Origin of the sequence: Salegentibacter sp. Hel_I_6, assembly GCF_000745315.1 — a bacterium.
Taxonomy (GTDB): Bacteria; Bacteroidota; Bacteroidia; order Flavobacteriales; family Flavobacteriaceae; genus Salegentibacter.
Genome location: NZ_JQNQ01000001.1, coordinates 1523026 through 1542627 on the forward strand (window position 1 = coordinate 1523026; position 19602 = coordinate 1542627).

The 19602-nt window shown below is 39.4% G+C and carries 22 protein-coding genes; 15 read left to right on the plus strand and 7 right to left on the minus strand.

Annotated elements, in window-relative coordinates; translation table 11 throughout:
- Positions 1 to 41: 41 nt before the first annotated feature.
- From FG27_RS06650 to FG27_RS06680, 7 genes are read left to right on the plus strand one after another with little or no spacing between them, the layout of a single operon-like run.
- Complete coding sequence (locus FG27_RS06650) at positions 42 to 326, plus strand: hypothetical protein (protein WP_037317128.1); 285 nt, start codon at positions 42 to 44, stop codon at positions 324 to 326.
- The gene (locus FG27_RS06655) at positions 313 to 2733 is read left to right on the plus strand and encodes a TraG family conjugative transposon ATPase (RefSeq protein WP_037317130.1); all 2421 of its coding nucleotides are present in this window, start codon (positions 313 to 315) and stop codon (positions 2731 to 2733) included. The genes FG27_RS06650 and FG27_RS06655 overlap by 14 nt, the downstream gene beginning before the upstream one ends.
- A gap of 11 nt (positions 2734 to 2744) precedes the next feature.
- The gene (locus FG27_RS06660) at positions 2745 to 3326 is read left to right on the plus strand and encodes a conjugal transfer protein (RefSeq protein WP_037317133.1); all 582 of its coding nucleotides are present in this window, start codon (positions 2745 to 2747) and stop codon (positions 3324 to 3326) included.
- Between the two features lie 2 nt (positions 3327 to 3328).
- Positions 3329 to 4171: a hypothetical protein gene (locus FG27_RS06665; protein ID WP_037317136.1), complete on the plus strand. Its 843-nt coding sequence runs from the start codon at positions 3329 to 3331 to the stop codon at positions 4169 to 4171.
- Between the two features lie 51 nt (positions 4172 to 4222).
- Positions 4223 to 4837 (plus strand): conjugal transfer protein TraK, encoded by a 615-nt coding sequence (locus tag FG27_RS06670; RefSeq protein ID WP_037317140.1) that lies wholly within the window; start codon positions 4223 to 4225, stop codon positions 4835 to 4837.
- An 11-nt stretch (positions 4838 to 4848) separates the two neighbouring features.
- Entirely contained in the window at positions 4849 to 5835 is a 987-nt protein-coding gene (gene traM / locus FG27_RS06675; protein ID WP_037317143.1) for a conjugative transposon protein TraM, read from the plus strand.
- An 11-nt stretch (positions 5836 to 5846) separates the two neighbouring features.
- On the plus strand, positions 5847 to 6680 hold the full coding sequence (locus tag FG27_RS06680) for a DUF4138 domain-containing protein (protein ID WP_037317146.1): 834 nt from the start codon (positions 5847 to 5849) through the stop codon (positions 6678 to 6680).
- 29 nt (positions 6681 to 6709) lie between these two features.
- Here FG27_RS06680 and FG27_RS06685 read toward each other — a convergent pair whose 3' ends face one another.
- From FG27_RS06685 to FG27_RS06710, 6 genes are all read right to left on the minus strand, one after another.
- Entirely contained in the window at positions 6710 to 8065 is a 1356-nt protein-coding gene (locus FG27_RS06685; RefSeq protein WP_037317149.1) for a Fic family protein, read from the minus strand.
- Between the two features lie 34 nt (positions 8066 to 8099).
- The gene (locus FG27_RS06690; RefSeq protein WP_037317153.1) at positions 8100 to 9692 is read right to left on the minus strand and encodes a type IV secretory system conjugative DNA transfer family protein; all 1593 of its coding nucleotides are present in this window, start codon (positions 9690 to 9692) and stop codon (positions 8100 to 8102) included.
- 11 nt (positions 9693 to 9703) lie between these two features.
- The gene (gene mobB, locus FG27_RS06695) at positions 9704 to 10735 is read right to left on the minus strand and encodes a MobB family relaxase (RefSeq protein WP_037317156.1); all 1032 of its coding nucleotides are present in this window, start codon (positions 10733 to 10735) and stop codon (positions 9704 to 9706) included.
- 11 nt (positions 10736 to 10746) lie between these two features.
- Positions 10747 to 11148: a BfmA/BtgA family mobilization protein gene (locus tag FG27_RS06700; protein WP_037317159.1), complete on the minus strand. Its 402-nt coding sequence runs from the start codon at positions 11146 to 11148 to the stop codon at positions 10747 to 10749.
- A 664-nt stretch (positions 11149 to 11812) separates the two neighbouring features.
- A complete protein-coding gene (locus FG27_RS06705; RefSeq protein WP_037317162.1) occupies positions 11813 to 12262 on the minus strand; it encodes a RadC family protein in 450 nt (149 codons plus the stop codon).
- Between the two features lie 78 nt (positions 12263 to 12340).
- A complete protein-coding gene (locus FG27_RS06710) occupies positions 12341 to 12685 on the minus strand; it encodes a single-stranded DNA-binding protein (protein ID WP_037317165.1) in 345 nt (114 codons plus the stop codon).
- A gap of 692 nt (positions 12686 to 13377) precedes the next feature.
- Between FG27_RS06710 and FG27_RS06715 the strand changes: the two genes are divergently transcribed.
- The 7 genes from FG27_RS06715 (at position 13378) to FG27_RS06745 (ending at position 18729) form a co-directional block, all read left to right on the plus strand.
- Positions 13378 to 13743 carry a metalloregulator ArsR/SmtB family transcription factor gene (locus FG27_RS06715; protein WP_037317168.1) on the plus strand — a complete coding sequence of 122 codons (366 nt, stop codon included), beginning with the start codon at positions 13378 to 13380 and terminating at the stop codon, positions 13741 to 13743.
- 1 nt (position 13744) lies between these two features.
- Entirely contained in the window at positions 13745 to 14368 is a 624-nt protein-coding gene (merTP, locus tag FG27_RS06720) for a mercuric transport protein MerTP (protein ID WP_051935782.1), read from the plus strand.
- Positions 14369 to 15715 (plus strand): NAD(P)/FAD-dependent oxidoreductase, encoded by a 1347-nt coding sequence (locus FG27_RS06725; RefSeq protein ID WP_037317171.1) that lies wholly within the window; start codon positions 14369 to 14371, stop codon positions 15713 to 15715. It abuts the gene before it with no gap.
- Positions 15716 to 15728: 13 nt separating this feature from the next.
- On the plus strand, positions 15729 to 15935 hold the full coding sequence (locus FG27_RS19375) for a GDCCVxC domain-containing (seleno)protein (protein WP_081912600.1): 207 nt from the start codon (positions 15729 to 15731) through the stop codon (positions 15933 to 15935).
- Positions 15936 to 15997: 62 nt separating this feature from the next.
- Positions 15998 to 16372 carry a metal-sensitive transcriptional regulator gene (locus FG27_RS06730; RefSeq protein WP_037322012.1) on the plus strand — a complete coding sequence of 125 codons (375 nt, stop codon included), beginning with the start codon at positions 15998 to 16000 and terminating at the stop codon, positions 16370 to 16372.
- Positions 16373 to 16520: 148 nt separating this feature from the next.
- Complete coding sequence (locus tag FG27_RS06735) at positions 16521 to 16793, plus strand: thioredoxin family protein (protein WP_037317174.1); 273 nt, start codon at positions 16521 to 16523, stop codon at positions 16791 to 16793.
- A gap of 736 nt (positions 16794 to 17529) precedes the next feature.
- Positions 17530 to 18729, plus strand: coding sequence for an MFS transporter (locus FG27_RS06745; RefSeq protein ID WP_037317179.1), 1200 nt, complete (start codon positions 17530 to 17532; stop codon positions 18727 to 18729).
- On the opposite strand, the gene FG27_RS19380 is transcribed toward FG27_RS06745, so the two are convergent.
- Positions 18722 to 19030, minus strand: a complete 309-nt coding sequence (locus FG27_RS19380) for a hypothetical protein (protein WP_156284927.1) — start codon at positions 19028 to 19030, stop codon at positions 18722 to 18724. The two genes, FG27_RS06745 and FG27_RS19380, sit on opposite strands and share 8 nt — an antisense overlap.
- A 205-nt stretch (positions 19031 to 19235) precedes the next feature.
- On the opposite strand from FG27_RS19380, the gene FG27_RS06755 reads away from it, so the two are divergent.
- Positions 19236 to 19583 carry a nuclear transport factor 2 family protein gene (locus tag FG27_RS06755; protein ID WP_037317185.1) on the plus strand — a complete coding sequence of 116 codons (348 nt, stop codon included), beginning with the start codon at positions 19236 to 19238 and terminating at the stop codon, positions 19581 to 19583.
- Positions 19584 to 19602 lie beyond the last annotated feature (19 nt).

Sequence of the window (19602 nt, forward strand, 5' to 3'; positions counted from 1 at the left end):
CGGAAGCTAAGCCAGATTTAAAAATACACAAAGGAACAATTATGAAAAAGTATGAACCTTATAAGAACATTCGAAAAGGTGCGGTAATCTTTGGGCTTTCCCTTCCCCTATTCGCGCTAATGATGCTTTCGATAATCGCGTCCCTACTGGTGATCATTTTCTCCTTCAGTCTGGGTGTGATTATTAGCGCCCTGCTCTTTAATGCATTCTTGTATATCGGGTTAAACCGTATCAGTAGGCTCCTGGAATTTCTACAGATGACCGGGGCATTTCCAAAAATGATCAGTAATAAAAGAAACTCAGGTATCCATTATGAAAAAGATTAACCTCGCCTCTCACTGGCCTATTACCGATATTCGGGACAATGTTGTTTTTGCCGCAAACGGTAACGTTGTCCTATGTTACCGGCTTGACCTTCCTGAAATTTACTCCTTATCGGAAAAAGATTTTGAAGACCTGCACGCCACTTGGTTTCAGGCGCTTAAAACCCTGCCGGTGGGTACAGTAGTGCATAAGCAGGATATTTATGAGAAGAAAGCATTCACTGCAACGTCACTTCCAAACAAAACCTTTTTAGAAAAAGCCACACGGGATCATTTTAAAGATCGGGAATATATAGCGCACCGCTCTTTAATATTTTTCACCCTGGCCAGGAACAAAGCTTTAAACAACTCCAAATACCTAAACCCTTTTCGAAAAGTTTCCAAAGAAATTATAAGGGAACTGGATGCCAACCTTAAAAGCTTTATCGGCTCGGTCAACGATTGTGTTTCCTTTATCGCTAACAGCCGAAAGGTTTCTATACAAGCGTTTCAAGCAAAGGAAATCCAAAACCTCACTACGGAATATTTTAATGGTTTCAATGAGGGTTTCGATACCGATATCCTACTCGAAAAACAACATATTCAAACTGGGGATAATTATTTTGATGCCCTGGCTATCAATAGCGAGCTGTGCTTTGGCGAAAGGGTACAGTCGAGCAAGACCAATGAGAAATTTACATCCGATGATTTTGTATTTCACCAGGGGTTTATTGATGGGCTGGGGCTTCATTTAAGAGAAAACCATATAGTCAACCAGGTACTCTACCTGGATGATAAACACAAATGGCGCAAGCTACTGGATAAAAAAGTAGAAGAACTTAGCAAAAGTTCCAACTTTGGATCACAAAACAAAGTCGTTCTAGGAAAGATTCAGGAAATCCTGGAAAAGATTAATAGCGATGATAACGCGCGGATTATTCGTGGCCATCTCAATGTTATCTTCTGGGATCGTGATCTTCGTAATTTGGAAGGCATTGCTTCTAAAATTAAGGCTGAGCTCAAGGAACTAGACATTACCCCTTACGCTCCAAGAGGCGAAGAACGAAAGAATTACCTGCTGAACAGCTACTGCTGCTTCTCTTCCAATTTTTCCGATGAAGATCTCTATGTGACCGATCTAAAACATGCCTTGTGCCTTTTTATCAATAACACCAATTATAAAACGGACCCTACAGGTATCATTTTTAATGACCGTGAGCATAATATCCCTGTGCTAAAAGATGTTTGGGACGAGGGAAAGAAACGCATTAAGGCACGGAACTTTGCCATCTTCGCCCCTACCGGGGAAGGGAAATCCTTTCTGGCCAATAACATTCTACGTCAATATTTTGAAAACGAGGTTCGGCTGGTGATTATCGATCTTGGAGGTTCTTATACGAAGTTCGCAAAACTCTATCCTGATAAGTACACTGTCTTGCGCTACGAGAGCGGAAAGAATTTAGGGATCAATCCTTTCTACATATCCAATCCCAATGATGTTAGCCCAGAGCGGTTAGAAGACCTTTCGGTTTTTCTATTAGAACTCATTGCTTCAGATGATAAGGTTACCAAAGCGCAATCCGTAGCCATTAAAAAGATCCTCCGTTACTATTACAAAAACAACAAGGAAAACCATTCCTTAGATAGTTTTTACCGTTTTATCGAGCAGCGAAAAGATGAGCTGCTGGAGACCCTTAAAATCCATCCCGACTACTTCAATGTTACCAACTTTTTGCACGTGCTCTCGGAGTATGTCGCCGATGGTCTATACAGCTTCTTATTTGAAGTTAGCGAAGATCAAACTTACAAGATTGAAGATAAGCGGCTGATTGTCTTTGAACTCGATGAAGTCAAAGACAATAAAGAAATCCTCTCGGTGATGCTCAAACTAATCAAGTCAGCGATCCAACGCACGATCTGGAAAAACAGGGCAGAAAAGGGAATTATTCTTTTTGATGAATTTGCCAAGCAACTCAAATTTGAAAATGTCCTGGAAAGCGTTGAATTCTACTACCAGGCCATTCGTAAACAGAACGGTGCCATTGGAATCATCTTGCAATCCATAAACCAGCTTCCTAATAATGCGACTTCCTCAAGCATCCTGGAAAACACCCAGGTGATTTACAGCCTGAATAATGAAAAAGGTTATGAAGAACTGGCCAGGCGCTTGAGCCTTTCCAGCCACGATCTCAACCAGTTGAAATCGATCAGGAATAATTTGACCGGCAAGCGCAAGTACACCGAGATCTTCATCAAGATCGGAAAAGAAAGTAACATTTTCCGCCTGGAAGTACCACCCGAAGTCTATGCTGCCTACCTCACCGACGGTACCGAAAACGAGGCCATAATGGCCATTTATAAAAAAACCAAAAATATGGAAAAGGCAATCAAGGAATTCATCAGGAAGGCCGAAACGCTAATTAACAATTAAAACAATTCGATATGAAAAACAAACACAAAACCTTGGTTCTCTCACTGGCCTTAGCTTTATGCTTGCCTGCAGGCGCTGCCTGCCAGGGGATGCCGGTGTATGATAATACGAACTTTGTCAGCCTGGTTAAATCCCTGGTGGAATCGGCCAAGCAAACTGCTAACTTGGTCAAGACCGTCAACTTTTTAAAGGCACAGAAAGAGAATATTGAGAAGGTCAATAGCGTGGTACAGGATTTAAAAGCCGTTCGTGAGATAGGTCGTAACAACCAACGCCTTATTGCGGTAATGCAGGATGACCTTCGGGATATCTTGAATTCCCCTTATATCAAACCCGACGAAATAAGCAGGGTGACCCAATCCTTCAGTGACGTGGTAGATAACTCCCTGGAAACCGCAAGCTTTATCGATGAGATTTTATCAAGTGATCATTTAAAAATGAGTGATGCCGAGCGGGCGGAGATTTTAAAGCAAAAAGAACTCGAGTCGAAAGAGATGGTCACCGATGTGCGGCTAAAGACCAAGCGTTACCGAGAGATCATTTCTTTTCGGGAAATGCAGGACAGGATTAATAACCGGGAAACAGGCTTTTGATGATGGAAGGGGTAATTATATTGGCCGTAGGAGTCGAATATATCGATAGTGTTTTCCAAACCATCCAGGAAAGCGAATTTTCTCGGTATACCATTGTCGGCATGAAGACCTTGGCGGTGCTCTTCTTTTTGGTCAACATCCTTAAAAAGTATAATGAAGGCATAGCCGACAGGCAGGGCTATACCTGGGGGCTTTCCCCCGCGGATCTGGCCAAGAACTTTGCGGTGGTCCTGCTGGTTATTTTTTCAACGCAAATCCTGGGCTTCTTTGACAATATTCTTGTGGCTATTGAAAACCAGTACCGAGATACAGCCCCTGCCCTTCTTCCGCTGCAGATGCAGGAGATCCCCATCGAGGAAGATGTCTCCCCTATGGGGGCGATGCGTAAAGCTATGGCTTTACTCTATGAGGCCTTAGTCACACCACTATATGGCTTTAAAACCTTTGCATTTTTAATTAGCCTGTTTCTATGGATTCTGGATTTATTCATCTATCCCTTATTCCTTGCGGAACGTTATTTCCTCTTGGGTATTATGCAGGCCTTTTTTCCGCTGGTACTAAGCCTGGCGGTATTTGAAAAGTTTCGCTCGATGGCCTATGGTTTTTTCAGGCTGTATGCCGCAGTATATATGCTGGTGCCTGCATTCTTCCTGGTTAATGTGTTTATTAATGCTCTGTATACGGAGATCAACACCAATTTTTGGGAAAACCTATTCGGTACGGATTACGGGAGCGGTTTTTTTGCACCGGTTGTAGAGCTGGGTTCGATAGTTTTTATCGTGTTTTTAAAATTCAAACTCTACCGGCGGGCCATTTCATTTACCCTAAGACTTTTCACCACTTAATCAGCAGCAACCGATATAACCAATTTAGTCATTGAAAAATATAGTTCAAAAATGAAAACACCATATAAAAATATCTATTTGATATTAAAACTCAACCGCTTTATCGTGCTGGCCGTAGTGCTTTGCTCAATGGGCTGCAGTGTTTTTGCCATTTGGATGGCCATCTCAACAAGAAACAAAGCCTTGAACAGTGCCTTTGCCATCAATACCGACGGCAGTATAATTCCATTAAAACTAGTGACCCAAAAAGAAAACTTCCAGGTAGAAGCCCTGGCTCATTTGGAGCTGTTTCATACCTATTTCTATAATATTGATGCCAGCAACTATGAGAAAAACCTGGAAAAAGCATTATGGCTGGGCAATAGTTCTGTAGACAACCTATACAGGCAGAAAAAGGCCGAAGGGGTTTACAACCGCTTATTGCAGTACTCGCTGGTCCAAAAGATATTAACGATCGATTCGCAGCTCGAAGAAAAGGAGGAATCGTACCATTTTAAAACCACTGTTATTTTTGAAATCAACCGCGGCAATATAGTAGACACCTATGAACTAGTAAGCACGGGAAAATTACTCATCGTAGATCGTCACTTTCCCCATAACCCTCACGGACTCCTCATTACGGATTATTTCGAAAACAGTTTAAGAAAAGTACCCTCACAAAATTAAAATTAGAACCGATGAAAATTGAAAAGAACAAAATCGTATTCATTAGCGTCCTGGTGGTCATTGTGATTTTTCTTGTCACCTATACCTTAATGATCACCGGGGAGGATGAAGAGCACCAGGAAAACCTCCGGCAAACTGAGATCCCTGATCTTGAAGAAGAAAGCCAGGAAACCTATGAGTCCAAACTGGAGGCTATTGATAACCTCAAAGAAGTTCGGGATAAGAATGCGCCAAGTATTTATGATGAAACGTTCTTGGATTCTTTAGGCTATTACGATACCGAGCTTTTGGAAAAAGAAAAAGAGCGCAAGATCGATAGTATTTATGAATTGGGAAAAGCACGGCAAGCACAAATCGCAAACCTCAAGCAAACCCCGCAAACCAGTCCATCGGAGAATAACAGCCCCTCACTAATAGAAAGAGCACCAAAAGTAGATACTGCGGAAATCGAGGAAAAGCGAAAAATCGAAGCCAAAGAAATGGGACTGGAGCATCAATTATTCTTTGCTTCTGCTCCCGAAGCACCTAAAGATGGTACTACCAGCAATACAGATAAGGAAATTAACGTGATGGTTGATGGTACCCAGGTAGTTAAAGCCAACTCCAGGCTTCGGATGCGACTTTCGCAGCCTGCCAGGATTGGTGATAAACTTATTCCCAAAAACACCCCGGTTTTTGGTTTTGTTAGTTTTCAGCCTAATCGTGTCCTGATTGAGATTGAAAATATCAATAAGCATCAAACTAGCCTAAAAGCCTTTGACCTTGAAGATGGTAGCGAAGGTATCTACATCGAGAACAATTTCCGGGCGGAAGTAACCACGGAAGTCCTGGATGATGTAATCGGTGATATTAATATCCCAAGTGTACCACAGGTCACTGGAATAAGCAAAGTATTCAGGCGAAATAACCGCAATGTGAAAGTGACCATTCTAAATAATTACAGATTAATTCTCAAAGCCAGCAAACCAAAGGCTAACTGGGGAACAGCTAACCTATAAAAACAATTCTTATGAAAAATTATCTTTTAACAACAGCCGCTTTACTGGTGATAGTTTTCACCAGTGCACAAGCCCAAGAAAAACTGGACACTATTTACGCTAATGAGTACAAGAATGTTGCGCTATTTTTTCCAGAGGAAATTAGCCAGGGTATTACCGGTGCTGAGCATTTTGTCTTTACCTACAACCGGGAAAAGCAGCAACACTTCGGACTGCTGCAGGCCAAGCCCGGCAGAGAAAGTAATTTACTTGTTATCGGAACAAATGGTTCGGTATTCTCCTATATCCTGAAGTATAAGAAACAGCTTTCCCGGCTGAACTATTTTATCCCTGAAGCGGAAAGTATTGGAAAAGAAAAGCCAGTTGTCAAGGATTCAGTTAAGGACAAAAAAACGCAAAAGAACTTAAACAAGAAGGAAGATCATTACCGCAGATTCTGCAGCTACCTGCTGAGTAAAAAGCAACGCATAGGCCGCATAAAAAAACGCAAGAACGGTATTATTTTAAGTGTTGAGAATATCGTTTTTAATAAAGAGCAGCTCTATTTTGTGATCGAAATTGAGAATAGATCCAGCCTGGATTATGATCTTAATTTCTTAAACCTGGCGATTGAAACCCGCAAAAAGGGAAAGAAGAAATCCCTGCAGCGTTTATACCAGGATCCGGTTTTCAAGTACAACTTGCCGGCTAAGATTGGAAAAAAACAAACGGTAAGATTGGTTTATGTTATGCCAAAATTTTCCTTGTCTAAAGAAAGGAGGGCGATATTGGAACTTAATGAAAAGGATGGGGAACGTAATTTAAAACTAAAGATCTCCCATCGGTTTATTAATAATCCTAATTGATAATTTTGAAAAATTCCGACTTTAAAAGTTTAAATTTTTCTGGCTTTTGCACCCCTGGCAGTCAGCCTATAACGCTGTTTACTACTTTGTGGTTTCTCGGGAATGGTCATTTCAATCAAGCCTTCGGCAAGGGCAGGTTGCAAATAATTTTTTCTAAAATTTTCTCTATCGGAAAGTCCTAAATGATATTGCAACTCACTTCTGCTATCTTCACCATTAATCACATTTAAGAGATCCTGAACTTGCGGGGTTACTTGCGGGGTCTCTTGCAGGGTTACTTGCGGGGTTTCATTAGTAGTTTTATCAAAAACTTCTTCTGAAGCTGGAAAAACCATTCGTAAAAAGTTCTCAGAGAACCGGAAGGAATCTTTACTATAGGATTCTAATATTCTGGGGATCCCCGATCCAAGTTGTTCTACCAAATCCAAGTCTTTATAAATGCGCATTAATTCTTTGTTGCGGGGAATCGAAAAACCTTCAAAAAATTCATTTTTACTTAAGCCATCCGGTAAAGAACCTGCAGAAGTGATTTCTATCCGATCACTAAAAATTTCAAATTTTGGAGCTATTTCACGAGTGTAATCATTATGGACAAAGGCATTTATAATGGCTTCCCGCAGTGCAATGGCATTCCAAAGACGACGTTCTTTTCGTTCACTATGGGTGATTTTGGTAATCGTTCGATTTTCCAAGTTCATTTTATCCAATACGCTCTTAGTGGCTTTTATTAAAGAGCAGTAACCATATTCATTACTTTCAACTAAATCGACCCGTGTATTCCCTTTATACTTAGCCAATTTAACAGAAACATTATTCTCATCTGCTAATAAATATGCTGCATAATTCAAGTCACCTCCTGTCGTAGTTAGCTCTAAATTTTTTCTGAATTGTTTGTTGAGGGGCTTTTGTTTTTCCTGGTAATAAATATGAAGTTGCTCAAACCTTAAATCCTGTCGGTGTGCTTTTATTTTTCCGATAGAATTTCGGGTACGTGTAGCAAAAAGTTCTTCAATGAGTTTTTGTGACATAGGCTCTGCCGCAGAACCAAGCCGTATAAAACAACCTTTTTCACTCATTCCAAATTTTTTGAGATGGTAAGGTTTTTCTGAACCGCTTGCTACGATAATTTTCAGAATATCTTTCCCATCCCGTTCCTCAGTTACAATATCAAATAACCCAAGTGCAGAAGGCCGTATATTGTTCCTTACCCTATCCTTAATTTTCAATTGCACACTATCAGGATCTTTCACCCCAAAAGTTCTTCCTTCCTTATCAATCCCTATATAGATAATACCGCCTTCACGATAATTTAAAAAAGCAACAACTTCTTTCTCCAAACCATCGGAAAGCTCCCTTTTATATTCTATACGGTTGGTTTCACTCATAAAAAAGATTTTAACGCCACAAATATACTTATAATTACTGGTCAAATATAGACCTGGCCTCCTTATACACCCGCTCAAAATTCGATTCCAAATCAGCTTTGGAATAAGGTTTTTGATCTTTAGCCGAAGGCAGATCGCGTCTAATATTCTGCAATCTAAACTGTACCTTTTTATCCTTTCCATCTGCATAGGTTATAAATTCTCCCTGGTTCAGGCGAAAGAAAACATCGGCTCGGATTTTTGGGATTTCCTTCTCCCCGGTGGTTACCCTCGTATCAAAATCAAGGCTGTACCCGCGGTTGACACTGGTTGTGGGCTTTTTCACAATTTCAAAAAAGCGCTCGTAATATTTGGCAGTATCGGGATCGTTCACCTTTCCAAAAAACTGATAGGACAAATTGCTTAAAATAGCCTTACTGGCTTTATCCCCATACATCATATCGTTTTGGATCTTATCCTGCATTACATAAATAGTAGCGATATCATAACTCCTCAGGGTTGCCGGGATCCGGTGCATATTCAACAAACGAAGGGTGGGGGCTTCTTCCATCAGTAGGAAAGAAGCTTTAGCATTTCGAACACTCATTTGTTTGGTAATGGTATGGATGATTGTGGCTATGACCGGGGAGTAGGAAGCTTCATATTTGGGATTGTTCACTACGGAAATAACCGAAGGCTTTTCCTCACTATTAATATGAAGCGGAACCTCATCTTTAGAAAGTACCATAAAAATCTGTTGGGTACTGATTCTTTTAAGCGCATTGGCCAGCGTACTTTTTACTCCCGCCGTTTGCCGTTCAGAATCTTTACCGCTAATAAAGGCATCGGCCATTGCACGGGAAGTGGTATTGGTTTCCAAAAATTGGATCAGGCTATCGGTATTTAAAAACTGATAAATAGCGATAAGATGCGGAAGGGTACAAAACTTAGGATAATCCGTTTTTAATTTCCAGATCAGTCCCCCGATTAGCCCTTCTGCGGCATCATTAAAAAATTTTGTAGTTCCCGAGGTACCTGATTCCCGTTGCTCGAGAAGGTTTTCCACCAGAACCCGGGAAACTTCATTGACACTTTCCTCGTTCTCCAGGTATCGTGGAGCGATGGGATTCACCCTATGGATGATTTTATCAAAGGAAATAATCTTAAAGGGAATTTCCCGGTCCTTAAAAAGGGGATAGGCCATTTCGGTAAGCTCAAAATCTTTATAGTCGTGAATCACCCCACAAAAATTCTCCTTTTGAAAATGCTTTAAAAAGCCATACACCACGCTTTCGGTCTTCCCGCTCCCGGCAGAACCAATAATGGAGGCGCCGCGTTTAATATTTTCCAGTTTAAATTTTCCTTTTGTGGTCGCAAAACCGACCTGGTATCTTTTATCGATCTTTTTATTATCCTGATCGGTATGCAAGAAAACATACATCAGTGTATTGACCAGGAGCAACGGACACCCCAGGAATAATAAAGCCGGAATCCACTGGTTATCCTGGACCCCACAAATGCCAAGGGCCAGCATCAGGAATAAATTCAAAACAAAAGCAAACCGGTTGATAAGCCTAAAACATATATAGAATAATATGCTTACCAGCCCGGTAATCAGAAGCAGTCTAACAAGATTTTCTATGTCCATAACAATTAAAATTAAATACCGATTGAACTTGATTTAACGGCTACCTCTACCCCTTTTTTGAGCCTGTTAAAAATTTTGAGGGCAAGTTGTGCCTGTGAAGTTGGAATACTAGGCATCATCGGGATACCTGATTCCCGGATCAGCTTAAAAGCAAGTGCTTTTTCGTTAGCCGGTAATCCCATTAGCGCGGTAAAATAGTGGTTCGGGTTTTTGATAAATTCCTTTCGTGCCGTATAGGTTTCCACAAAATTGCGCTGGTAACCGAAGGTTTTATCAAAGGTCTTTTCTGCCTTTTCAAAAAATCGGTCCCTGTCAAATCCGCGTTTAACCGTCTTACCATTAAAGTTAACTTCTGAAGCTTTGTATTTACTTCCCGGGGACAAGCTAACCGAATTAGAGGCATCTTTTCTACTTACGATAATATGGATATGGCTTTGGTTTCCTGCTTTGGGCATCCCCTGTACGATTCGTTTACCATCTTGCCGGTGTGGAGCCCGGGCTTCCAGTTTCTCAATTTCCTTTTCCCGCTTTTGAATACTTCCCTTCATCAGCCCGTTTTCTATTTTTCGGATTTCACTTTTGAGTTGAAGGATTTTAGTGGAATAAGGCTGGTTTTCGCGAACCTGGCGATCTGTACCTTTAAAACTCCGGCTATGTTCAATTTTAGCGTAATATTTAATATCATTAATATTAATCGGCCTTCCGTCTATTTCCCGGTTAAAGCAGGCAACATAATCTTTCATCAGTTCCCGGATATACCTTTTTAAATCTGCGCTACTGTTCTGCAGGCGTTTTAATTCGTATTTGGAAGGGCTGACCGTTATGGAATAAAATTTCGGTTCTTTCTTTTTGAGCTTGGCGGTATTGTTATCAATTTCTTTGACAACTTTCTCAGGTGTGATGGCATCCTTATATTGATTAAAGAAATGTTCCTTTGCCCCTTCCGCTACTCCTTCATTTTCCTTTTCGAGGTAGCTAACAAAACCGGCGGAACTTTTGGAGTAATTCCCCCCTAACTTCTGAGGTGTCATGGTGATATACATAGCAAGAAATTTTACAGGTTATTATCAGAATTATCTTTCTTCTCCAGACTATGTTGTTCCCGTTTTGAAACACCCTCTTTTTTCTCCCGGAGGATTTTCTTTTCCAGGATGAGTGGTTTCTTTTGAGGTACTTCGGTTTGAAAAAGGGAGGCGATCATCGCCGCGGTGGGTTTGGTTTGTGTTTTCTCCATATCACGCACAATGGCAATAACTGCATTAATACGTTTCTTAAAAGAAGCTTCGATAGTCCTTCCGGTTGGGCCCAATCTTTCGTGGGGAGAAATTTCATTATAGAAGAAAAAGTCGAGCATTGTTTCCAGAGCTTCGGTGTGTGATTTGAAGTGTGTTCTTGAAAATTCCTGAAACCGTTTTGCTGTTTCCTTTTTGAACCTGATGCCGATAAATGATTCCATAATTCGCCGATTTGTCGCAAATTCTTCCCTAGAAATGGGCGCTGGCGGGCCATTTGTCGCAAATTGCTAAAACTCAGGAATTTAAATATAATTTAAACAACTGATTTACAGTTATTTAAAAACGAAAAGGAGTGTTTAACATCGCGTAGCGTGTTACCCTCTTGCTACTCCTTTTCGTCCCGCAGCGCGGGACAAAAATTCCGTACAATTTGGACTGTTGGCTGTCTTAATAGACAGTCAAAAGCCACTTGCCAATTCCCGGAAAAAATTTCCGGATTAATATTTTTTTTGATGTGCAGGTTTATCGGCGAAAGTCAAAAATAGATAGCCCTGCGTAAATTTGAATGCTGAAGATCAGCGAAATAAAGATACATTTTTTTTATAAAATCAAGACAAAGAATACCTAACGAATAATTTTTTTCTATATTTATAATCATTTGAATTTTTCATTTAATGATAGAAAGGAAAATCCAGGTAACAGCGGATTTTCCTTTTTTACTTGAACTGAATGTGAAATGCTCCTTATTTTTGAGCACAACCAACCAGACTATTTTTGTGTTTCTTTTGGAGCTGCTTTGCTTAAGATTCGTTGAGAAATCTTAAGCCAAAAAAACACCTCTAAAAATAGAAGTGTTTAAAATCTGGTTAGCATTGGCCAGGTAAATTACAGAATTCCCTCATCCGCAAAACTGTAATAATTACCATCAGGAATAAGAATAATATGATCCAGTACTTTAACATCAAAAAATGATGCCGCATTTTTAATTTTTCTGGTCAGGCTTTTATCTGCTTCACTTGGTCTAAGGGTTCCGCTGGGGTGATTGTGCAATAAAATTATTGCCGTGGTTAAGGACTTTAATACTACTGCAAATAGGATTCGAACATCGACCAGGGTTCCGGTAATACCTCCATTCGAAACTTCATAAATTCCTTTAACCTTATTAGCATTATTGAGCAGTATAATTTTAAAAGTTTCCTGCAATTCAATATTATTTTTATTCCATTGCTCAAAGGCTAATTCTGCCGCACACCTGGAACTGGTTATTTTTGGAAGCAAATTTGTTTTTAAACTTCCGCTGTAGCTTATCGCTATTTCATTAACTTTGGATTTCATTATTAGCTTATTTAAAGGGTTAATAATTAAAAGAGGGCGCAACTTTCGAAGGGAACGCCCTCTTTGTTTTTTGGGTTCTTAATCAGTAATTTCTCTATTTCCAAGAAAGAGGATTTCACTTACTAAAATTTCGGTAACATATCGTTTCTCTCCGCTTTGGGTTTCATAGGATCTGGAAGTTAGTTTGCCACGGATAGCCACTTCTTTACCTTTATCAACATATTTCTCGATAAGCTGTGCCTGTTTTCCCCAGGCCACTACATTGTGCCAGTCGGTTTGTTGAATTTTCTCTCCTTCCTTGTGATAGTATTCATTGGTAGCCAGTGAAAAACTGCTTACTTTTTTACCACTTTCGAAGTTTTTAATTTCAGGGGCATTCCCCACGTTTCCGATTAACTGTACTTGATTTCTTAGATTACTCATAATTAAAAGATTTAGATACCTGCTTTTTTATATAGGTTGATTAAACATTGATTTACTTATTATATCCGGAGCGTTTTCCTTTTTTAATTTTTTTATTTCGCTTCCGGGTATGTTGTTTTGAAATGATTTCATAATTGTTATTTGTTGATTTACTTCCTATAGAGCCGTTTGCTGTTACCTTTTTTGATGCTGATACATTTTCAATATTTAGAATTAGGGAAGGTTTATAAAAAGGAGGGACGACTGGCTTATGCAACCTGTACTAACTTCTAAATATTGGTATTTTGCATTACAAAAAAGGTAGGGACAGCAACGGCCGGGAAGGAAATGGAAATACTGAAATTGAGAAACAACCGGAAGCGAAGTAAATGAATAAATGGAATTCCTATTAAGCGGGCGTCCTTTGTTACTTAGTTTATAGAATAAGGCTATAAGATTAGCACAACTTATTATTTATCGAATACATCAAGAGAAAAAATGAAAAGGATGCTCAAGATATTCTTAAGAAAGCTCTTTACCCAAAATGGAGTATTTAGCGAAATGAAGCGGTAATGTGCTGACTGCTATACAACTCATAGATAATGGTCATAATCTCTTAAATGTATAAAGCAGAATATGTTAATTACATTATTTAAGTATTTGCTTAAATACGTATTTTATTATACCTTTGAAATCTAAATAATAAATTAACCATGGAAATTTCGTGTACAAGAGCCCAAGCTGATCATCAACAACTTCTCAATTGTAAAAATGTTCTTGAAAAAATGGATGATAATTTTCAGGATATGACCAAACTACTATCTATTGCTGGTAGTGAGGTGCGTTTAAAAATTTTATTCCTCTTGAACATGGAAGACGAATTATGTCCCTGTGATATTGCTGATATTTTAGAAATGAGCGTACCGGCAATCTCTCAACACATCCGGAAAATTAAAGATGCGGGTTTTATCTCCTCAAGAAGAGATGGGCAAACCTTATATTATTCTTTAGTGAAGGATAAAACAGCTGTACTTGATGCTGTTTTCACTACTATCAAAATGGTTAAAAAAACTGCGTAAAATGAAAACTTCCCAAAAATCAAATAGTCCGGCATATTTGAGCATAATTACTGCAGTAACAGCTTCCGTATGTTGTATTACTCCCCTCCTGGCAATTTTAGCAGGTAGTAGTGGACTTGTAACCACTTTTTCCTGGATAGAACCTTTTCGTCCTTATTTGATTGCGCTTACTATAGGAATTCTTGGTTTGGCCTGGTATTTAAAATTGAAACCTAAAACACAAGAAGAAATAGATTGTGCCTGCGACGAGGAAGCAAAACCATCTTTTTGGCAGTCCAAAAATTTTCTATTCATAGTTACAGTATTTGCCGGATTGATGCTGGCTTTCCCTTATTATTCCAATATATTTTATTCACAGCCCAGTAAGGATATAGTGTATGTTTCTCAATCAAACATAATAAAGCACACCTTTGAAGTTGAGGGAATGACCTGTGCAGGATGTGAAGCCCACGTAGAAAGTGAGGTAAATAATCTGGATGGTATTTTATCAGTCAAGGCGAGTTACGAAAATGCCAATACCGTGGTAGAATATGATAAAACTAAAGTTGATTTGGTCGCAATTCGAGAAGCAATAAATAAAACTGGTTATAAAGTAATCGTTACAGAAAATAAAGAAGAGAAGTAGATGAAAAAATATGATGTATTTGTAATAGGTTCCGGGATGTCAGGTATGACCGTTGCTAATAAATGTGCCTCCAAAGGCCTTAAGGTGGGAATTACCGATGAACTTCCCTACGGGGGAACCTGTGCCCTAAGAGGCTGTGATCCTAAAAAGGTGATTATAGGAGCAACTGAAGTACGTGATTTTGCGCAAAGGCTTAAAGGAAATGGAATAGATACCGTACCTGAAGTCAATTGGGAAGATATTATGGCTTTTAAGCAATCTTTTGTGGATGCCATGCCTCCTAAAATTGAAAAAGGATATAAGAATAAAGACATAGACACCTATCACACTTCAGCTAAATTTGTATCTAATAACACCTTACAGGTAGGAGATGAAGTTATTGAAGCAGATAAATTCGTAATCGCAACAGGTGCAAAACCCCGGGTACTGGATTTTGAAGGTGGAAATTTGGCACTTTCAAGTACAGAATTCCTTAACCTGAAAAAGCTACCTAAATCACTTTTATGTATTGGAGGTGGCTACATTGCCTTTGAATTTGCTCATATCGCTGCGCGGGCCGGTGCCGATGTAACTATATTACATCGCGGAGAATTTCCATTGGAAAACTTTGATCGTGACATTTTACAACATCTTGTGGATGCAACCCGAAAGCTAGGAATTAAACTGGTTTTGAAAACCGACGTCTCTAAAATTGAAAAGAAAGAAGGCCATTATGTAGTAACAGGAAAATCAGATGGAAAAGAGTCAGCTTATAAGACAGCATCTGTCTTTAACTCGGCCGGTCGTCCTCCAGCGATTTTTGATTTAGATTTGGAAAAAGCAGGGATATCTTTTTCAAAAAAAGGAATCACAGTCAACGAATATCTTCAAAGCACCTCTAACTCCAATATTTATGCAGCGGGAGATTCGGCAGATTCTAAAGGCTTGCCCCTTACCCCTGTTGCGGTGATGGAAGGACATGTTGTGGCTTCAAACCTCATTAAAGGGAACAAGAAAAAAGTCAATTATCCCCCAATGCCTTCCGTAGTTTTTACGTTACCCACACTGGCATCAGTAGGATTGACCGAAGCAGAAGCCAAATCACAACAAATTGAATATCAAGTTAATTATAACAATGCGGAAAGCTGGTTCAATGCAAAACGATTAAATGTTCAGGAATATGCCTACAAAACCATTATTGATAAAGAAAATCAGACTATTCTTGGCGCCCATTTAATAGGCCCTAACGCGGAGGAAACCATCAATTTATTCGCCATGGCGATAAAGACCAAAATAAAAATCAATGAGTTAAGAACAATGATATTTACATATCCAACATTGTCATCAGATATCCCTCATATGCTTTAAAAATAAAAAGATTATGGAAATAGAACTAGTATCTACCATTACATGTCCTGGTTGCGGACATACAAAAGAAGAAGAAATGCCCACAACAGCCTGTCAGTTTTTTTACCAATGCGAAAATTGCAGTCAATTATTGAAACCAAAGGAAGGTGATTGCTGCGTTTATTGTTCTTATGGTACTCTTGCCTGTCCACCCATTCAGGAAGGAACAAATTGCTGCTAAAAATTTAAAATACTTTTGGAGACCTCCCCCACACCAGATGTATCTTGCTGAAAATTAAAAATATGATTCCTAGAGATCTAAGTAAAGATATAAAAACCCGCTTGCAGAGCATCAGCGGCCAGCTTAACGGACTTATAAAAATGCTGGATGAAAATAAAGATCCAGAAAAGATCCTGATCCAGTTCAAAGCTGCGCAAAAAGGGCTTGATAAGGCGCATTTTCTTCTTTTAGATGAAGTGTACCGCAAAGCGCTGGCGATTACAATTTCAGAAACGGTGGAGGCCTGTCCCGGTAATTGCGGTAATGAAGAGCGAATTGAATTCATAAGAAAACAATTCCCTGATCTTGAGCTTAACAGCCTTACCGATAAAATGAAGGAGGTTGATGAACTTAAACGAAGACTAGAATCTTATATTTCTGAAAATAGACCAGAGTAAAATATTCTTCTATTTAATTTAATACTATTTAAAATCTGTTTTACAAAAACAGGTTTTTTTATTTGGAGACCACCCTGGTTCCGCTCTTATCTTTGAACTGTTCTTTGAAAATAAGGATAAAACTGATTGTTAAATTAAATTCATATAAATGAAAAGACAAGTAGAAATATTTACGGCAAATTGTCCGGTATGCGATCCGGTAGTGAAAATGGTAAAAGAATTATCCTGCGATAGTTGCGAGATTACCACCTATAACCTGGTGGAACAATGTGAGGATAAGACCTGTATAGATAAAGTGCAGGAGTACGGTGTAAAGAGAATTCCCGCGGTGGCGGTTGATGGAAAATTGCTTGAGTGCTGTACAAACAATGGTATAAGCAAAGAAAAACTTATCGAAGCAGGAATAGGAAAAGCCAGTTAGCAAAACCATCGTACTGAAATTAAAATCTGAAACTTTTTATGGCAGCCATTTTTGGCTGCCTTTTTTTTTAATCAAATTAAAATGTTAAATCTTTATTAATCGGCTTGCCTACCCCCCGGGCTATGAGTCGATATTTGAAAAGAGGTTCGGCTCTTAATCTTTTATTTCTGATTTCCGAACAGATCAGGAAGTAACTAAAACCATTTAAATTATGAAACCATTAAGTTCAGAAATGCAAAAATGTATCGATGATTGCAACGCCTGCATTACTGCGGCGAGAATTTGCCTTGACCAACATTTGGGGGAACCAGACATGAAAGAATGCCACAAATTTTGTCTGGATTGTATTGCTTTATGCAGTGCGTGCGTCCAGCTGTTAGCCAGCCAGTCTGATTACTCAAAACGGCTATGTGCTATTTGTGCCGACTTATGTAAAGCCTGTGCTGATGAATGTGCAAAGTTTGACAGTGAAGTTTGCAAGCAATGCGCAGAAAAATGCAATGCCTGTGCCGAGAGCTGTAAAAAAATGGCAGCTTAAAAAACAGTTGTAGGATTTTTTTTTCCAATAGGAGCGGCTAAAAAGTTGCTCCTTTTTTTAATAAGGAAGCTAACATTAGGATACCACCCCAGGTTAGATTTTATGTTTGACATCTTTATAACTGTGAGATGGCAGTTTATTCAAGAAGCCAAATAAATATAACAGCTTTAAAATTCCCAGTAAAAATAATACAGAGTAATGGAAAATCCCAATTCAAATAAACCATTAAAAACCATTTTTCCACCCCTGGTCATGGCAGCGGGCTTAATATTTTTTCAGGCGTATATGATAGCGCCACTTATTCCTAAACTGGCAACTATTTTTAATGTATCAGAACAGCGGATTGGTCTTATAGTACCCGCTTACATGCTGGCTTATGGAGTTTCAGTACTTTTTTATGGCCTCCTATCCGATAAATTTGGAAGAAAACGCATACTTCAAATATCCCTCCTGGCTTTTATTGTATTAACAGCGATAACCGCCCTGGTGCAATCTGCTTCACAACTCATCCTGTTACGATTGCTCACGGGTTTAGGGGCAAGCGGTGTGGTGCCAATGTCCCTGGCCCTTGTAGGAGATATGTTCAAACCTTCGGAAAGGGGGAGACCCCTGGGACTTTTATTTGCCGCTATGGAAGGAGGAATGGCTTTAGGTTCTACCGCCGGGGTAATGTTGGAACCTTATACAGGCTGGCGCATGTTATTTTTGGCAACTGCACTATTGGCCGCTTTGGCATTATGGATACAAGTAGCCCGAATGGGCTGGAAACAGGAACCTCATAAATCCGGCCATACTTCATTAAAAAACATGTTAGGTGGGTTTTACAGGCTACTTGCTTTCCGGCGGGGGCTAAGGACGTATTTATTCGTATTCTGGAACGGGATCTTCCATTCAGGTATTTATACCTGGTTAGGGGTCTATTTTGTGCAAAAGTATGATCTGGGGCCAATAGAAATTGGTTTGGCCATTCTCGGTTATGGCCTGCCAGGATTTTTCTTTGGTTCCCTTATAGGGCGCACAGCTGATCGTAGGGGGCGTTATCCGATTATTTTAATAGGTTTGGCAACAGCAGCCATAGCAACAGCCAGTCTCGCTCTGGAAATACCCGTTCTTGTTGCAGCCCTTGCAGTCACCTTGATTTCTTTCGGATACGACCTCACGCAACCTTTATTTGCAGGTATAGTAACCGAATTGGGCGGCAAAAAACAGGGTGGACAAGCAATGGGACTCAACGTTTTTGCATTGTTTACGGGCTTTGGTATCGGTAGTCTGATTTTTGGGGAATTATTGAAACTAGGGTTAGATCAGGCGTTAATTATTTTTGCGGGCGTACAGGTAGTATTTACGATTGTAGCCGCACAACTTTTAAAAACAGAAATAAAATTATCAACTAAATGATAAAATACAAAATCCATTTTAATTCTGGTAAGGCCATAACCTTTTTAAGGTGGAGCATTGGCATAATTTTCATCTGGTTTGGGATGGTTAAATTTTTTGTTGGGCTAAGCCCGGCGGAAGATTTGGCTTCCTCAACCATTTGTACCCTCACCGGCCAATTCTTTCCACAAGGAAGTTGTATGCCTATATTGGCTATTTTTGAAAGCCTTATTGGCATATCCTTGTTATCGGGGAAGTTTTTGAAATGGGCTTTAGGCTTACTTTTCCTGCATATGTTAGGAACTTTTTCAACCTTCTTCATTTTTCCCGAACAAATGTTTTCCCATTTCCCATTTGTATTAACCATGAAAGGTCAGTATGTCATGAAAAATATAATCATACTGGCAGCAGTGATCGGTATTTGGAACTCAACAAGAAAAATGGTGTCCATAAGGGATGATCCCAAAAAATAGAATGTGCTGCAAACAATTTTTTAAAGCCTAGTTTAAATATAAAATTTTTAGCCTATGAGAACTACAGAAGAAGTATTAAAAGATCATCTGGAACTTTCTAAAAAGGGATCTATAGAAGAGGATCTGCAGAAAAACTTTTCCAAAGATTTGATCCTGCTTACTACGCATGGTATTTATAAAGGACATGAAGGACTAAGGGAATTAAATAAAATGCTGATAAAGGATTTCCCCGAAGCGGAGTTTAACTATATCAATTTTCTTTCTGAAGATGAAATAGCTTTTCTGGAATGGACTGCATATTCAGACAGTTCACAAATAGATGACGGAGCAGATTCCTACATAGTGCGCGAGGGGCTGATAATTGCCCAGACCATTCATTATACTATCCGAAAGATAAACTAATCATGCTACCCCGAGCAGC

Coding starts and splice junctions, on each gene's coding strand:
- FG27_RS06680 (WP_037317146.1), top strand. CDS start 5,847: ATGAAAAATTATCTTTTAACAACAGCCGCTTTACTGGTGATAGTTTTC.
- FG27_RS06730 (WP_037322012.1), top strand. CDS start 15,998: ATGATTCCTAGAGATCTAAGTAAAGATATAAAAACCCGCTTGCAGAGC.
- FG27_RS19380 (WP_156284927.1), bottom strand. CDS start 19,030: ATGAAGAAGGTTGAAAAAGTTCCTAACATATGCAGGAAAAGTAAGCCT.
- FG27_RS06725 (WP_037317171.1), top strand. CDS start 14,369: ATGAAAAAATATGATGTATTTGTAATAGGTTCCGGGATGTCAGGTATG.
- FG27_RS06735 (WP_037317174.1), top strand. CDS start 16,521: ATGAAAAGACAAGTAGAAATATTTACGGCAAATTGTCCGGTATGCGAT.
- mobB (WP_037317156.1), bottom strand. CDS start 10,735: ATGTATATCACCATGACACCTCAGAAGTTAGGGGGGAATTACTCCAAA.
- FG27_RS06700 (WP_037317159.1), bottom strand. CDS start 11,148: ATGGAATCATTTATCGGCATCAGGTTCAAAAAGGAAACAGCAAAACGG.
- FG27_RS06755 (WP_037317185.1), top strand. CDS start 19,236: ATGAGAACTACAGAAGAAGTATTAAAAGATCATCTGGAACTTTCTAAA.
- FG27_RS06670 (WP_037317140.1), top strand. CDS start 4,223: ATGAAAACACCATATAAAAATATCTATTTGATATTAAAACTCAACCGC.
- FG27_RS06715 (WP_037317168.1), top strand. CDS start 13,378: ATGGAAATTTCGTGTACAAGAGCCCAAGCTGATCATCAACAACTTCTC.
- FG27_RS06690 (WP_037317153.1), bottom strand. CDS start 9,692: ATGGACATAGAAAATCTTGTTAGACTGCTTCTGATTACCGGGCTGGTA.
- FG27_RS06705 (WP_037317162.1), bottom strand. CDS start 12,262: ATGAAATCCAAAGTTAATGAAATAGCGATAAGCTACAGCGGAAGTTTA.
- FG27_RS06660 (WP_037317133.1), top strand. CDS start 2,745: ATGAAAAACAAACACAAAACCTTGGTTCTCTCACTGGCCTTAGCTTTA.
- traM (WP_037317143.1), top strand. CDS start 4,849: ATGAAAATTGAAAAGAACAAAATCGTATTCATTAGCGTCCTGGTGGTC.
- FG27_RS06665 (WP_037317136.1), top strand. CDS start 3,329: ATGGAAGGGGTAATTATATTGGCCGTAGGAGTCGAATATATCGATAGT.
- FG27_RS06685 (WP_037317149.1), bottom strand. CDS start 8,065: ATGAGTGAAACCAACCGTATAGAATATAAAAGGGAGCTTTCCGATGGT.
- FG27_RS19375 (WP_081912600.1), top strand. CDS start 15,729: ATGGAAATAGAACTAGTATCTACCATTACATGTCCTGGTTGCGGACAT.
- merTP (WP_051935782.1), top strand. CDS start 13,745: ATGAAAACTTCCCAAAAATCAAATAGTCCGGCATATTTGAGCATAATT.
- FG27_RS06655 (WP_037317130.1), top strand. CDS start 313: ATGAAAAAGATTAACCTCGCCTCTCACTGGCCTATTACCGATATTCGG.
- FG27_RS06745 (WP_037317179.1), top strand. CDS start 17,530: ATGGAAAATCCCAATTCAAATAAACCATTAAAAACCATTTTTCCACCC.
- FG27_RS06710 (WP_037317165.1), bottom strand. CDS start 12,685: ATGAGTAATCTAAGAAATCAAGTACAGTTAATCGGAAACGTGGGGAAT.
- FG27_RS06650 (WP_037317128.1), top strand. CDS start 42: ATGAAAAAGTATGAACCTTATAAGAACATTCGAAAAGGTGCGGTAATC.